The 13999-nt window shown below is 61.5% G+C and carries 12 protein-coding genes; 7 read left to right on the top strand and 5 right to left on the bottom strand.

Features of this window, described 5'->3' with window-relative positions:
- Window positions 1-17: 17 nt before the first annotated feature.
- Together G7025_RS06020 and G7025_RS06015 are read right to left on the bottom strand one after the other, a co-directional pair.
- Window positions 18-971 carry a homoserine kinase gene (locus G7025_RS06020; protein ID WP_181077406.1) on the bottom strand — a complete coding sequence of 318 codons (954 nt, stop codon included), beginning with the start codon at window positions 969-971 and terminating at the stop codon, window positions 18-20.
- Between the two features lie 56 nt (window positions 972-1027).
- Entirely contained in the window at window positions 1028-1318 is a 291-nt protein-coding gene (locus G7025_RS06015) for a DUF2782 domain-containing protein (RefSeq protein WP_017528747.1), read from the bottom strand.
- A gap of 74 nt (window positions 1319-1392) precedes the next feature.
- On the opposite strand from G7025_RS06015, the gene polA reads away from it, so the two are divergent.
- Window positions 1393-4188, top strand: a complete 2796-nt coding sequence (gene polA, locus G7025_RS06010) for a DNA polymerase I (protein ID WP_181077404.1) — start codon at window positions 1393-1395, stop codon at window positions 4186-4188.
- Window positions 4189-4457: 269 nt separating this feature from the next.
- Here polA and yihA read toward each other — a convergent pair whose 3' ends face one another.
- Window positions 4458-5099: a ribosome biogenesis GTP-binding protein YihA/YsxC gene (gene yihA / locus G7025_RS06005; protein WP_181077402.1), complete on the bottom strand. Its 642-nt coding sequence runs from the start codon at window positions 5097-5099 to the stop codon at window positions 4458-4460.
- A 192-nt stretch (window positions 5100-5291) separates the two neighbouring features.
- Between yihA and G7025_RS06000 the strand changes: the two genes are divergently transcribed.
- From G7025_RS06000 to G7025_RS05975, 6 genes are all read left to right on the top strand, one after another.
- Window positions 5292-5594: a c-type cytochrome gene (locus G7025_RS06000; protein WP_181077401.1), complete on the top strand. Its 303-nt coding sequence runs from the start codon at window positions 5292-5294 to the stop codon at window positions 5592-5594.
- A gap of 34 nt (window positions 5595-5628) precedes the next feature.
- Window positions 5629-6240: a c-type cytochrome gene (locus G7025_RS05995; protein ID WP_181077399.1), complete on the top strand. Its 612-nt coding sequence runs from the start codon at window positions 5629-5631 to the stop codon at window positions 6238-6240.
- A 169-nt stretch (window positions 6241-6409) separates the two neighbouring features.
- Window positions 6410-7045, top strand: a complete 636-nt coding sequence (locus tag G7025_RS05990) for a thiol:disulfide interchange protein DsbA/DsbL (RefSeq protein ID WP_181077397.1) — start codon at window positions 6410-6412, stop codon at window positions 7043-7045.
- A gap of 10 nt (window positions 7046-7055) precedes the next feature.
- Window positions 7056-7934: an endonuclease/exonuclease/phosphatase family protein gene (locus G7025_RS05985; RefSeq protein ID WP_181077395.1), complete on the top strand. Its 879-nt coding sequence runs from the start codon at window positions 7056-7058 to the stop codon at window positions 7932-7934.
- A complete protein-coding gene (locus tag G7025_RS05980) occupies window positions 7931-9979 on the top strand; it encodes a GGDEF domain-containing protein (protein WP_181077394.1) in 2049 nt (682 codons plus the stop codon). The genes G7025_RS05985 and G7025_RS05980 overlap by 4 nt, the downstream gene beginning before the upstream one ends.
- An 87-nt stretch (window positions 9980-10066) precedes the next feature.
- The gene (locus tag G7025_RS05975) at window positions 10067-10843 is read left to right on the top strand and encodes an N-acetylmuramoyl-L-alanine amidase (protein ID WP_181077392.1); all 777 of its coding nucleotides are present in this window, start codon (window positions 10067-10069) and stop codon (window positions 10841-10843) included.
- 3 nt (window positions 10844-10846) lie between these two features.
- On the opposite strand, the gene G7025_RS05970 is transcribed toward G7025_RS05975, so the two are convergent.
- Together G7025_RS05970 and algB are read right to left on the bottom strand one after the other, a co-directional pair.
- Complete coding sequence (locus G7025_RS05970; protein ID WP_181077390.1) at window positions 10847-12634, bottom strand: KinB sensor domain-containing domain; 1788 nt, start codon at window positions 12632-12634, stop codon at window positions 10847-10849.
- 10 nt (window positions 12635-12644) lie between these two features.
- On the bottom strand, window positions 12645-13991 hold the full coding sequence (algB, locus tag G7025_RS05965; RefSeq protein ID WP_124384508.1) for a sigma-54-dependent response regulator transcription factor AlgB: 1347 nt from the start codon (window positions 13989-13991) through the stop codon (window positions 12645-12647).
- Window positions 13992-13999 lie beyond the last annotated feature (8 nt).

Below are 13999 nucleotides of genomic sequence, written 5' to 3'. Positions count from 1 at the left end.
TTCGACCGGGCTGCTCCTCAGAGTGCGAATGGCAGGTGGACGGTGACCTGCTGACGCTGCGCCAGGCGATGCTCGAACTCGGCGGGATCGTGGATGAGAACATCCTGCCCGGCAAACGACTCGGCCGCGATCAGGCGCGACAGCCAAAAGCGTACACACGCCACCCGCAGCAGGGTCGGCCACAGTTCGGCTTCCTTGGCGGTAAAGGGCCGCAGGCTCGCATAGGCACCCAGCAGTGCGCGGGCACGGGGGGCGTCGATCACACCCTCAGCGTCCGAACACCAGTCGTTCAGGGCAATCGCCACGTCGTACAGCATCGGGCCCGAGCAGGCATTGTAGAAGTCGATCAGACCGGTCAGGTGCGTGCCTTCGAACATCGCGTTGTCGCGAAACAGGTCCGCGTGCACGTTAGCGCGAGGCAAGGCGAGGATCTGCGCCTTATGCGCAGTGATTTCATCGAGCGCGGCCTGCAGCAGGCGCTGCTGGTCGTTATTGAGGTGAGAAATCAGCTGCTTGCCTTCGCTGAGCATCCAGTCCAGCCCGCGATCGGTCTTGCGCTCCAGCAGCTTGTCACCCTGAGTCGCCAAGTGCAGGTGGCCGAGCAGTTCGCCGACCTGGGCGCAGTGCTGGGCATTGGCGTCCTTGATGTGCTTGCCGGCCAGACGCGGTTGCAGCAGGGCCGGTTTACCGGCCAGTTCGCGCAGGGCCACGCCGTCGGCGGTGCGCAGGGCGTATGGAACGGGGAGGTCGGCGTCGTGGAGCACGTCCAGCAACTCGATGAAGAACGGCATCTCCTGCACCGGGCCACGTTCGACCAGGGTCAGGACAAACTCGCCCTGCTCCAGGCTGATAAAGAAGTTGGTGTTTTCGCTACCGGCGGCAATCCCCTGGAAATCAAGCAGGCGGCCGAGCCCGTAGGGGGCAAGAAAGGTTTCCAGCTCGGGCCGAGCCAGGGGGGTAAACACAGACATGGTTAAAACTGCCAGTACGGGCGCCGCGGTGGGCGGCGCCGATTGAAGTTAAGAAATCATTTCCATTCGAAGATCTTCCATGACGGGATCAGCATATCCGGCTGGTCAGAGCGGATGAAGTTCGCGTCGGTTCCGTCCGCGCGCACCAGGAAATACGGAGGGGCTCCCTTCGGAGTCACCTTGATGGCGTACAGAAAACCGTTTTGGCGATACTCCTGAATGGTCTTGTCGCCTTCCGTGCGAATGGTGACTTCCGGGTCGCCCGAGGGCGCATCGTCCGCCGCCATGGCAGCCATCGGAGCGAGTGCAATCAAGCCGGTCAACAGCAGGCGATTGAATGTACGCATGATAACCTTGTCCCTTTGTTTTCATTGGTCCGGCTATTCTAGCGCCTGACCCGCCGAAAAGGTTGATCCTGCACATGAGCCAAGCCCCCCTCGTCCTGGTGGACGGTTCGTCCTACCTGTACCGCGCCTTCCACGCGCTGCCTCCGCTCACCACCTCCAAAGGCCTGCCGACCGGTGCGGTCAAGGGCGTGTTGAACATGCTCAAGAGTCTGCGCAAACAGTACCCGGACAGCCCGTTCGCGGTGGTGTTCGACGCCAAGGGCGGGACTTTTCGCGATGACATGTACGCCCAATACAAGGCCAACCGCCCCAGCATGCCCGACGACATGCGCCTGCAGATCGAACCGCTGCATCAGAGCGTGATCGCCCTGGGCTTCCCGTTGCTGTGTGTCGAAGGCGTCGAGGCCGACGACGTGATCGGCACCCTGGCGCGCAGCAGTGCGGCCGCTGACCGCCCGGTGGTGATCTCCACGGGTGACAAGGACATGGCGCAGTTGGTCGACGGGCACATTACCCTGGTCAATACCATGACCGGTAGCGCCCTGGACGTGGAGGGCGTAAAGGAGAAATTTGGCGTCGCTCCCGAGCAGATCATCGATTATCTGGCACTGATGGGGGACTCGTCCGACAACATCCCCGGCGTTCCCGGCATCGGTCCCAAAACCGCCTCCGGCCTGCTGGTGGGTGTCAATGGCGGTCTCAAAGAACTTTATGAACAGCTGGATATGGTGCCGACGCTGCCGATCCGTGGGGCCAAGAACCTGCCGGCCAAGCTGGAAGAACATAAGGAGATGGCGTTTCTTTCCTACCAATTGGCGACCATCAAGATCGATGTACCCCTTGATGTCGGCCTGGACGACCTGCACCTGATCGAGCCGGACCGGGACAAGCTGCTGGAGTTGTATACCCTGCTGGAATTCAAGAGCTGGTACGACGAAGTGCAGCGCGACGCCAAGCGTGTCGAGCTCAAGGCTTCGACCGAAGTCATACCTGCCGTTGCAGCGGTGGCGGACGCAGTGGTCATCGCCCCCGTCGAGGCGGTATACACCACCATTCTTGACCAGGCCACATTCGACGCCTGGTTGCGCAAGCTCGACGCTGCGACGTTGATTGCGTTTGACACCGAAACTACCGGGGTCGACGCCCATCAGGCGCAGTTGGTCGGTGTGTCCTTTGCCGTGCAACCCCACGAAGCGGCCTACGTCCCGCTGACTCATTCCTACATCGGCGCGCCGCAGCAACTGGATCGTGATACCGTGCTGCTGGCCCTCAAACCACTGCTGGAAGACCCGAACAAGCTCAAGGTCGGCCAGCACGCCAAGTTCGACATGAACATCCTGGCCAACTGCGCCATCGGCGGTGATCCCGCGCACGGCATCACGGTGCGCGGCATCGCGTTCGACACCATGCTCGAATCCTATGTGCTCAACTCCACCGCGACTCGCCACGATATGGACAGCCTGGCGAAGAAATACCTGGACTACGACACCGTCAGCTTCCAGGACATCGCCGGCAAAGGCGCCAAGCAACTCACGTTCGACCAGATTGCGCTTGAGCAGGCTGGCCCCTATGCCGCCGAAGATGCGGATATAACGCTGCGTCTGCACCAGGCGCTGCACGCGCAGCTGGCCGCTATCCCGAGCCTGGCCGATGTACTGACGGATATCGAAATGCCGTTGGTCCCGGTGTTGGCGCGCATTGAACGCCAGGGTGCCTTGGTGGATGCCGACCTGCTGGGTGTCCAGAGTATCGAGCTGGGCAATAAGATGGTGGAGCTGGAGCGCCAGGCGTACGAGATCGCCGGTGAGGCGTTCAACCTCGGTTCACCCAAGCAACTGGGGGCGATTCTCTATGAAAAACTCGGGCTGCCGGTGCTGAAGAAAACCGGCAAAGGCCAGGCCTCCACCGCTGAAGAAGTGCTGGCGAAGCTGGCCGAAGATGATTACCCGCTGCCCAAGGTGCTGATGCAGTACCGCAGCATGAGCAAACTCAAGAGCACCTACACCGATCGCCTGCCGCAGCAGATCAACCCGCGCACCGGGCGCATCCACACGTCTTATCAACAGGCGGTCGCAGCGACCGGGCGACTGTCTTCCAGCGACCCGAACCTGCAGAACATTCCCGTGCGTACCGCCGAGGGGCGGCGCATCCGCCAGGCGTTTGTCGCGCCCAAGGGCTACAAGCTGCTGGCGGCGGACTATTCGCAGATCGAGCTGCGAATCATGGCGCACTTGTCCAAGGACGAAGGGCTGATGAATGCCTTCCGCCATAACCTGGATGTGCATACGGCCACGGCAGCCGAAGTGTTCAAGGTCGAGCTGGATGCGGTCACGTCCGACCAGCGTCGCAGCGCCAAAGCGATCAACTTTGGCCTGATCTACGGCATGGGTGCGCAGAAGCTGGGCAAGGACATCGGTGTTGATACCAAGACCGCCAAGGCTTACATCGACGTCTACTTCGCCCGCTACCCGGGCGTGCGCGAATACATGGAGCGCACCCGTGCCCAGGCGGCCGATCAAGGGTATGTCGAGACCTTTTTCGGACGCCGGCTATACCTGCCTGACATCAACTCCAATAAACCGCAGGAGCGCGCGGCGGCGGAACGCACCGCGATCAACGCGCCGATGCAAGGCACCGCGGCGGACATCATCAAGAAAGCCATGGTGCGGGTGGACAACTGGCTGACCGATTCGGGCCTGGATGCCAAGGTGATCCTGCAGGTGCACGATGAACTGGTGCTGGAAGTGCGTGAGGATCTGGTGCCGCAAGTCAGCGAGAAGATCCGCGAGCACATGAGCGCGGCGGCGCAACTGGATGTGCCGCTGCTGGTAGAAGTAGGTGTGGGCGATAACTGGGACGAAGCACATTGATTGTCGACGCGTTGCCACCACCCTGCGCGGTGGCGATGCGCCTTATGTCGGAAACGCCTGACAGTTATTTCCAATAGTTTTCGAGCAGCCCGGAACTTAACCTGTGAACTGCCACTCAGAGTTACTGAATGGGTGGTGAAGCCCTTCAATGCTCCTATGTTGTGTTAAGTGTTGGCAGATATCTGGGCCCCGCCCTAGCGGTCCGGAACTTGAACCCCGAACTTCCCCTCCCCATAAGAAGTCCGGGGTTTTTTTTGCCTGCAGAAAAGTTATTCAGCGATTTCCGCGCCCTTGTCGGCCAATTCCATCCAGCCCGCGAGAACGGTGTAAGCCTCTTCCAAGCCCAGGCGCTTAGGGGCGGAGAACAATTGGATGGTGCTCGTGTCGCCCCAACCCTTGCGGATTTCGGATTGCACTTTGAGCAAGGTGTTCTTGGCGGCGCCGTAGGTCAGCTTGTCGGCTTTGGTCAACAGAATGTGCATCGGCATGCCGCTGGCAACGGCCCAATCGAGCATCAGCAGGTCGAAGTCGGTCATTGGATGACGGATGTCCATCATCAGGATCAAGCCCTTCAAACTCTCCCGGCCACCCAGATAAGCCTCCAGGTGACGCTGCCAGTGCAGCTTCAACGGGATAGGTACTTTTGCGTAACCGTAGCCCGGCAGGTCGACCAGACGCCGATCATCGTCTAGCTTGAAGAAATTGAGCAGTTGCGTGCGACCCGGGGTTTTCGAGGTGCGCGCCAGGCTGGCGTGAGTCAGGGTGTTCAGGGCGCTGGATTTACCGGCATTGGAGCGGCCGGCGAAGGCGACTTCGAAGCCTTCGTCATCGGGGCATTGGTCAACTTTGGCAGCGCTGAGCATAAACGTGGACTGTTGGCACAGGCCGAGGATGGGATTCTTGAGTTGCATGAGATTTCCGATGTGGGCGGTGCCGAAAAAGGGTGCGGCAAGCGGTGTCGTTTCCGTTTCAGTAGCGCCAGTATATAATGCCGCAGATTTTGTGTGTGCTTTGTCCCAGCGAAGGATGAAGTTCACGGGAGCGATAGACCTTTATTGCGCATTAGAACGCAAAACGCTCTCAAACCCTGAATGGGTCGACGTATGACCCGCTGGTTGCTCGCGTTCGGAGCCCTGATACCGCTTTATGGCGCGCAGGCTACACAGGATCCGGAGGCGCTGTACAACCGAGTTTGCGGGGCTTGCCATGCTGGCCAGTTGCCGAGCGCCCCGAAGCGGGGTGACGCGGCAGCCTGGGCGCCAAGACTGGCGCAAGGCATGGACACGCTGGTGCAGCACGTGACACAGGGTTTCAAGGCAATGCCGCCGCGTGGTTTGTGCATGGACTGCAGTACTGAGGACTACCAGGCCGTCATTGAGTTGATGGTGAGTAGACCCGGTAGATAACTCTTAAACCCCTTAGCCGTAGTTGGATTAGCTGATGAACAAACTGATCGTGAGTCTGCTGTTGACCCTGGGCATCACCGGTGTGGCCCATGCTGCAGGCGACGCTGCTGCGGGCCAGGCGAAAGCCGCCGTGTGTGGTGCTTGCCACGGGCCGGATGGCAACAGCCCGGCGCCGAACTTCCCCAAGCTGGCCGGCCAGGGTGAACGTTACCTGACCAAGCAGTTGCAGGACATCAAGAGCGGCAAGCGCACGGTGCTGGAAATGACCGGCTTGCTGACCAACCTCAGCGATCAGGACCTGGCGGATCTCGCCGCCTATTTCGCCGGCCAGAAAGGCAGTGTGGGAGCTGCCGATCCGAAGCTGGTGGCGCGCGGGGAGAAGCTGTTCCGTGGCGGCGACCTGGACAAAGGCCTGCCGGCCTGTACCGGTTGCCACTCGCCCAATGGCGCGGGTAATGCCGCCGCCGGGTTCCCACATCTGGGTGGCCAGCACGCGCAGTACATCGCCAAGCAACTGACCGATTTCCGCAAGGAAGAAGCCGGCCGTGCCAACGATGGCGATGCGATGACCATGCGCACCATCGCCCGCAAGCTCAGCGACGAGGACATCGCGGCCGTGTCCAGTTACATCCAGGGCCTGCACTGATCGACGCGGCGACGTTAACGCTCGATTAATACAGCGATGCAAGCATAAAAAGGGTGGCTTTGGCCGCCCTTTTTTGTGGCCGCTGCCGTTACACTAACGAACTCATGCCCGCGTAGACCGGTCACAACCAAGGTCGCGTGAGGCGACTTTATTTGTCCAGGAGTAAAGCATGCGTAATCTGATCCTCAGCGCCGCTCTCGTCACTGCCAGCCTTTTCGGCATGACCGCGCAAGCTGCCGACGTGCCGCTTGAAGCCGGTAAAACCTATGTTGAATTGGCCAACCCAGTGCCAGTCTCGGTGCCGGGCAAGATCGAAGTGGTTGAGCTGTTCTGGTACGGCTGCCCGCATTGCTACGCTTTTGAACCGACCATCAACCCATGGGTTGAAAAATTGCCGAAAGACGTTAACTTCAAGCGCATTCCGGCCATGTTCGGCGGCCCGTGGGACGCCCACGGCCAACTGTTCCTGACCCTGGAAGCCATGGGTGTTGAGCACAAGGTCCACAATGCGGTGTTCAATGCTATCCAGAAAGAAGGCAAGCGCCTGACCAAGCCTGATGACATGGCTGACTTCGTTGCCACTCAGGGTGTCGACAGAGACAAGTTCATGGCCACCTTCAACTCCTTCGCCATCCAGGGCCAGATCAAACAGGCCAGGGAGCTGGCGCAGAAGTACGGCGTGCAAGGCGTTCCGACCATGATCGTCAACGGCAAATACCGTTTCGACCTGGGCTCCACCGGTGGTCCTGAACAGACCCTCAACGTCGCCGACCAGCTGATCGCCAAAGAGCGCGCAGCCAAGTAAGGGGCCTGTCATGCGCCGCTGGGGTACCGAACGCGTCGTTGGCCTGCATGATGCGCGGGTCAATGAGGATCATCTGGAATCCACGGGCCTGGCGGCAGACAGCCGCCTGCGCCTGCTCAGCTTCAATATCCAAGTCGGTAACAGCACCGAGAAGTATCGACACTACCTCACCCGTGGCTGGCAGCACTTGCTGCCGCACAACGGGCGGGCCGGCAACCTGCAGAAGATCGGCGACCTGCTGAGCGATTTCGACCTGGTGGCGCTGCAGGAGGCCGATGGCGGCAGCATGCGCTCCGGCTACATCAACCAGGTGGAACACCTGGCCAAGCTTGGGGCGTTTCCCTATTGGTACCAGCAACTCAATCGCAACCTCGGGCGTCTGGCGCAACATAGCAACGGCGTGCTCAGCCGCCTCAAACCGTCCGCTATCGAAGACCATCCGCTGCCAGGCCCCAAGGGGCGTGGTGCGATCCTTGTGCGTTTCGGCGAAGGACCGGAAGCCCTGGTCGTGGTCATGATGCACCTGGCGCTCGGGGGGCGGACGCGCAATCTGCAGCTGGCCTATGTGCGCGACATGATCGGCAACTACAAGCATCAGGTGCTCATGGGGGACATGAACACCCATGCCAACGATCTGCTTTTGAATTCCCCGCTGCGTGACCTCGGCTTGCTGGCGCCACAGGCCGAAGCCACATTCCCGAGCTGGCGCCCGCAACGCTGTCTTGACCATATCCTGCTCAGCCCTACCCTCACGCTTGAAAGCGTGCAGGTGCTGGCGCAGCCCATTTCCGATCACCTGCCGGTCGCGGTAGAAATACGTCTGCCGGGTTCGCTCACGGCGGATGCATTACCCGCGTTGAGCCCAGGCCCTCGCGGACCTCTTGCATGAGCGACGATGCCCAGCGCTGGAAAGAAAAATACCTGTTAAGCGTTGAGCAACAAGAAAAGCTCGAGCGCCGCTGGGCCGCACGTCTGGACTTGCTGCGCCGGGGGCTGGTACGCAGCACTCTGGCGGCGGAAGGCACCGATCGCGCCGTTGACCAGTGCATGAAGGAAATGCGTGACGTGGTGCGCACCGACGACATGGACGCCGCCCTTGCTGCTTTGCTGCCGCGCCTCGAAAAGGCCGTGCTGGACTCGGAGCAGCGCCGCGAGACGCGGGTGGAGCAGATGAATACCGCGCTCACCGCGCTGGTCACGCAGTTACAGAAATTACCGCTGCCCCGCGAAGTGGCGCGCCCGCTGAAAGCCTTTGCCAAGCAATTGGACAGTCGTGTCGGCCAGGCTCGGGAGATCCCCCTGTTGCTCAGCGAACTGAGCGGGCTGCAGGGGCAGGCGCTGGATAACCTGGAGCCGGATGGCGAAATCGCGCGGCCCGGGCCTGGGCTTCTGCAGCGGTTGTTCGGTACCAAGGAAGCCGTCAGTGAGCCTGCCGCCGGCGAGCCTGCCTCGCCCGCTGCGGCACCCCCTGCCGTGCCCCAGGTTCCCGTTGAGCCCCAGGAGTCGGAGCAATCCGAGGAATTGACTCACGCCTTGCGTGCCTTTGCGCCGCAAGCTGCTGCCGCAGAACCCGCTGCCGATACGCCAGCCGAGCCTGCCCACGTCACTGGCGAAACGTTTATTTACGAGGCTCCGGTCCAAGCCAACGCAGTGGCGCAGCTGCCCGACGCTGTCGCGACACCCGCGCAGCTCCCGGAATCGCCGACGCAAGCGCCGCCCTCTGAAAGCGCCCTGGCCGCTTTTATAGACGAGCACGATGCACCTGAGGCGCCGCAGGAAACCGCTATCGGTAGCCTCTCGCTTCCTCCTGTGCTGAGTGTCGAGTCGCTCGACCCCGACGAGCTGCAAGCGGACGCCCAGTATGCGTTACCGGATTCGCCGGAGCCTTCCTACAGCTCCGTGGCCAAGCACATCGAAGACACGTTGATTGGCCTGCTCGAAGAGCTGGACCTGCCGGAGCGTCATCGACCCCAGGCCGAAGCCCTGCGCGAGCGCTTGGCCAACGGCTTGAACTGGTACGAGCTGCTGCCGATCCTGGATGATCTGGCGATCCTGATGCTGGCGATTACCGACAGTGGCCAGCATGAGTTCGAGGCTTATCTCAAGCGGCTCAATGAACGCCTGGAAGCTTTCCAGGGGCACTTGAAGGTCGCCACTGATGAACACGCCGACAGTAACTGCGCCGCGCGGGAGCTGGATACGCAGATTCGCGAACAGGTCGACGGCCTGCAAAGCAGCGTTCAGGACGCCGCCGACCTGGACAGCCTCAAGCAGCTGCTGGAGAACCATCTGGAGGGTCTGCTGGGCACCATGGACCAGCATCAGCAACAACGCGACCAGCGCGAGCAGGAAGTGGCGGCGCGCCTCAAAGGCTTGGCCGAGCGGGTCGCCAACATGGAGCAGGAAGCTCAGGGCTACCGTGAGCACTTGGAAGTGCAGCGCCAGAAAGCCCTGATCGACCCCCTGACCGGCTTGCCCAACCGCGCGGCCTGGAGCGAGCGCCTGGACCACGAAATCAATGCGTGGCACCAGCGCGGCAACAACCTTTCACTGGCCATGCTGGACCTGGACCATTTCAAACGCATCAACGACGGCTACGGCCACCTGGCCGGCGATAAGGTGTTGAAGATCATCGCCAGCGTGTTGAGCAAACGTCTGCGGCCTAACGATTTTATCGCGCGTTTTGGCGGTGAAGAGTTTGTGTTGCTGATGCCCGACTCGTCCCTGGCCGACGCCTTGGCGGTTGGGGAAGGATTGCGTGAGGCGATTCAGGCCTGTCCGTTCCACTTCAAGGGCGAACGGGTGACGGTCACGGTCTCGATGGGCGTGGCGCAGTTGCAGTCTGGCGAGCGCAGTGAGTTGGCGCTCAAGCGTGCCGATGAAGCGTTGTATCGAGCCAAGGCGGCGGGGCGCAATCAGGTGCAGGCGGCTTAAGATGTTCCTTCTGTGTAAATTGCCCGCTGCGCCTCAAGCGGTACGTTACACTGTTGCATTATCGTCTTCAGTGTACTGTTCTCCGCCATGAAATCCCTTTGTTTCGCCTTTGCGGTTCTTCTGCTCGCCGGTTGCGCCAGCGGCCCGCGCCTGAATACCAGCCACCCTTCGGTCAACTATGACAACCGCGTGCAATTCGTGGTCGTCCACTACACCTCGGCCAATCTTGAACGTTCCCTGGCCCTGTTGACCCACGGGCAGGTGAGCAGCCATTACCTGATCGGCGATGACGCTTCGGCAACCATCTACAAGCTGGTGGATGAAAGCCAGCGCGCCTGGCACGCCGGTGAGAGTGAATGGATGGGCCGCACCTGGCTCAACTCCAGCTCTATCGGTATTGAGATCGTGAACCCCGGTTACACGGATACGCCGACAGGGCGCCTGTGGTACCCGTATTCGGACGCGCAGGTGAAAGCGTTGATCGTGCTGCTCAAAGACATCAGCAAACGCAACGGCATCGACCCGAAAAATATCATCGGCCATAGCGATATAGCGCCGCTGCGCAAGCTCGACCCGGGGCCGCTGTTCCCGTGGAAGCGCCTGGCCGATGAAGGGCTGGGTATGTGGCCGGATGCGCAGGCAGTAGCGCGGTTCAAGCTGCAGTACGCTGCGGGTTTGCCAAGCATCACCTGGTTCCAGGAAGAGCTGGCTCGCCTGGGCTACCAGACCCCGCAAACGGGTGAACTGGATGTGGCCACGCGGCATGTGCTGGCGGCGTTCCAGATGCATTTCCGGCCAGCGTTGTTCGACGGCACGCCGGATGCTGAAAGTGCGGCGATCCTGCGTGCCCTCAGCCGGCGCTGACCCTTAGAGCGGCAGCGCCATGTAGAACTGAGTGCCCTGCCCCGGTCGCGAATACACGCCCATGCGGCCACCGTGCAATTGCACGATCTCCTTGCATAGCGCCAACCCCAGGCCGGCGCCGCCTTTTTTGCGGCCCACTTGCACAAAGGGCTCGAAGATGCGGCCTTGCTGCCCATAGGCAATGCCTTCGCCATTGTCTTCGACGCTGATAATCACCCGCTCGCCATGACGGCGTGCCTGCAGGCGAATCTGGCCTCCGTCGGCCGTATGGCGCAGGGCGTTGGCCAACAGGTTGTCGAGCACCCGCTCCAATTGCGCCCGGTCGGCGTACAGTCGTGGCAGGTCGGGCTGCGCTTCTATGAGCAGTTCGATGTGCTGCGCGTTGGCCTGCTCAATGAAGCGCCCGCGGGCATGTTCCAGCAGGTCGGGAATCTCGCAGGGCCCGAGGGTGAGTTTCTGCAGGCCGTTCTGGTAGCGCGAGAAGTTGAGCAGGTCGTTGATCAATTGCATCAAGCGCTGCATTTCTTCGTTTACCGTATCCAGCAGGTCCGCTTCACGGGACTCGGCGGGGAATTTGGCGCGCTCGCGAAACAGCCCGAACGCCATGTGCATGCCGGTCACGGGGGTGCGCAGCTCATGGGAGGCGCGCAGCACAAATTCACTGCGCACACGTTCGAAGGCGCGTTGCTCGGTCACGTCGTGCATGACCATTACCGCGCCAAGGATGTGGCCCTGAGTGTGGCTCACCGGCGTCAGGCTGTAGGTCAGCAGGCGCAGCTCACCCTCGACTTCCACTTCAAGATCTTCCGGCGCGCGCTCAAGGTTGCCGCCGCGCAGCACCAGGTGCAGCTGTTCATCCAGCTCCGGGCGCGACAGCGCTTCTCCCAGGCCCTGGCCGAGGCGTTCTTCGTCCCAACCCAGCTGGCGTTGGGCAACCGGGTTGAGGTGTTCCAGGCGCCCTTGGCGGTCAATCATCAACAGGCCATCATCAATGCTGTCGAGCACCGCCTGCAGGCGCTGCTGGCCGGCCAACAATTCGTCCACATTGGTGGCTTGGTGCTGGCGCAATGCCTCGGCCATGATCCCGAAGCGCCGGGTCAACTGGTTCATTTCCGCCGCTGACGAGATCGGCAGTGTGACTTCGAAATCACCCTGGCCGATTTTATCGGCAGCCTTGGCCAGCGCTTCGATGGGGCCGCCGAAGCGCCGTGCGATTCCGTGGGCAGTCACGAAACCGATGATCAGCACCGCAAGGCCCACCAGGCCCATCAGTCCAGCGATCAGCAGCGCGCGGTCGCGGGATTTGCGCTCGCTGGTATTGATGGCTTCCAGCGCGCGCTTGTGCTCGGCGATCAAACCGTTGCGCAGCACGTTGAATGTCTGGGTGAGCTTGTCGTTATTGCCGCTGATCAGCGAGGCCGGTTGGGATTCGTCGAAGGCCTTGAGGAAATTCAGGTAGTCGCTGCGCGCCTGGCTGAATCCGCTGGTCATGCCGTCCTGCCGCTCATGGGCGATGCCTTCGTCCAACAGTTCGAAATACTGCTGTTTGGAGGCCTCCAGGGCTTTTGGATTGGGGCGTTCGTCGAGCATCAGGATCAACTGGTCGCCCAGGCTCTGGCGCAGCTTCAGGCCCAGTTCCAGGGTGACGAAATTGCTGCGGATCAGTGACTCCTGGGTCTTGGCCATCTGCATGACGCTGACCAGGCCCAGGATCAATCCAAGCAGGGCGACGGTGATCAGCGCCGAGATACTCAAGAACAGCCGAGTCCGCAGCTTCATCGCTAACTTCATAAGGTACAGCTCACAGGTTGTACTGTTTTCGTTTGCGGTACAGCGTCGACGCGTCAATGCCGAGGGTGCGGGCCGCCTGATCGAGCGTGTCGCTGGTGGCCAGTACGGCGCCGATGTGGGCTTTTTCCAGCTCATCCAGGCTCAGCGCGGCACCGATGCGCGGAGCGTTGTTGGTCGGTTGCTCGGCCATCCCCAAGTGGCTGATTTCAACCTTTTCCTGCGGGCAGATAATGCTCGCGCGCTCCACCACGTTGCGCAGCTCGCGGATATTACCCGGCCAGCGGTAGTTGAGCAGCGCTTCACGTGCCTGGTCGCTGAACCCCCGCGCGGGCCGTGCGTATTCCTTGACGAAGCGGGCCAGGAAGCGGTCGGCGAGAGTCAGAATGTCTTCACTGCGCTCACGCAGCGGCGGCAGGTGGAGCGTGATGACATTGAGGCGGTACAGCAAGTCTTCCCGAAAGCGGCCGTCGCGCACCATGTCTTCCAGGTTCAGGTTAGTGGCGGCGAGGATGCGCACATCGGCGCGCCGGGTCACCGGATCGCCCACGCGCTCGTACTCCTTATCCTGGATGAAGCGCAGGAGTTTAGGCTGCAACGTGAGGGGAAAGTCGCCAATCTCGTCAAGAAACAACGTACCGCCGTCGGCCTGGTTGACCCGGCCCAGGGTGCTTTCGCTGGCGCCGGTAAACGCGCCGCGGCTATGGCCGAACAGTTCGCTTTCCATCAATTCGGCGGTCAGCGAAGGGCAGTTGATGGTCACGCAGGACTTCTTCGAGCGTTTGCTCCAGCCGTGGATGGCCCGCGCCAGTTCACCTTTACCGGTGCCCGACTCGCCGAGGATCAGGATGTTGGCGTCTGTGCCGGCCACTTGGCGCGCGGTTTCCAGCACCACCATCATCGCCGGGCTATGGGAGTCGAGGCCGTCCTTGGGCTGGCGCACGGCGCCTTCCAGCGCTTCCAGGCGAGCCGAGAGTTGGCGCACCTCCAACTGCTTGGCCGTAGCCAGACGCAGTTGGTCCGGGCTGCAGGGCTTGACCAGATAGTCAGCGGCGCCGGCCTGGATGGCATCCACAGCGGTGTCCACGGCAGAGTGCGCCGTCACGATCACCACGCGCATCCATGGCGCCTGTATGCGCATCTGGGCCAGTACATCCAGGCCATTGTCTTCGCCCAGGCGCAGATCCAGGAAGCACAGGTCGAACACTTGGCGTTGCATCAGCGCGTCGGCTTGGGCGGCGCTGTTAGCGGTGGCGACGGTGTAGCCTTCATCTTCCAGGCAATAACGGAAGGTGCGGAGGATCGCGGACTCGTCATCCACTAAAAGAATGCGGCCTTGAAGTTCCTTGGCTGATTCCATCTGTCCCG

The organism is Pseudomonas lurida, from assembly GCF_013522705.1.
GTDB classification, from domain to species: domain Bacteria; phylum Pseudomonadota; class Gammaproteobacteria; order Pseudomonadales; family Pseudomonadaceae; genus Aquipseudomonas; species Aquipseudomonas quebecensis.
The sequence above is the reverse complement of the archived record's forward strand: the minus strand, read 5'-3'. Positions and strand labels throughout refer to the sequence as shown.

Bases quoted from the DNA above. Each gene is read 5' to 3' on its own strand.
- G7025_RS05975 (WP_181077392.1), top strand. From the start codon at position 10,067: ATGAAATCCCTTTGTTTCGCCTTTGCGGTTCTTCTGCTCGCCGGTTGC.
- G7025_RS06000 (WP_181077401.1), top strand. From the start codon at position 5,292: ATGACCCGCTGGTTGCTCGCGTTCGGAGCCCTGATACCGCTTTATGGC.
- G7025_RS06020 (WP_181077406.1), bottom strand. From the start codon at position 971: ATGTCTGTGTTTACCCCCCTGGCTCGGCCCGAGCTGGAAACCTTTCTT.
- G7025_RS05980 (WP_181077394.1), top strand. From the start codon at position 7,931: ATGAGCGACGATGCCCAGCGCTGGAAAGAAAAATACCTGTTAAGCGTT.
- G7025_RS05985 (WP_181077395.1), top strand. From the start codon at position 7,056: ATGCGCCGCTGGGGTACCGAACGCGTCGTTGGCCTGCATGATGCGCGG.
- G7025_RS05970 (WP_181077390.1), bottom strand. From the start codon at position 12,634: ATGAAGTTAGCGATGAAGCTGCGGACTCGGCTGTTCTTGAGTATCTCG.
- G7025_RS05990 (WP_181077397.1), top strand. From the start codon at position 6,410: ATGCGTAATCTGATCCTCAGCGCCGCTCTCGTCACTGCCAGCCTTTTC.
- G7025_RS06015 (WP_017528747.1), bottom strand. From the start codon at position 1,318: ATGCGTACATTCAATCGCCTGCTGTTGACCGGCTTGATTGCACTCGCT.
- polA (WP_181077404.1), top strand. From the start codon at position 1,393: ATGAGCCAAGCCCCCCTCGTCCTGGTGGACGGTTCGTCCTACCTGTAC.
- yihA (WP_181077402.1), bottom strand. From the start codon at position 5,099: ATGCAACTCAAGAATCCCATCCTCGGCCTGTGCCAACAGTCCACGTTT.
- algB (WP_124384508.1), bottom strand. From the start codon at position 13,991: ATGGAATCAGCCAAGGAACTTCAAGGCCGCATTCTTTTAGTGGATGAC.
- G7025_RS05995 (WP_181077399.1), top strand. From the start codon at position 5,629: ATGAACAAACTGATCGTGAGTCTGCTGTTGACCCTGGGCATCACCGGT.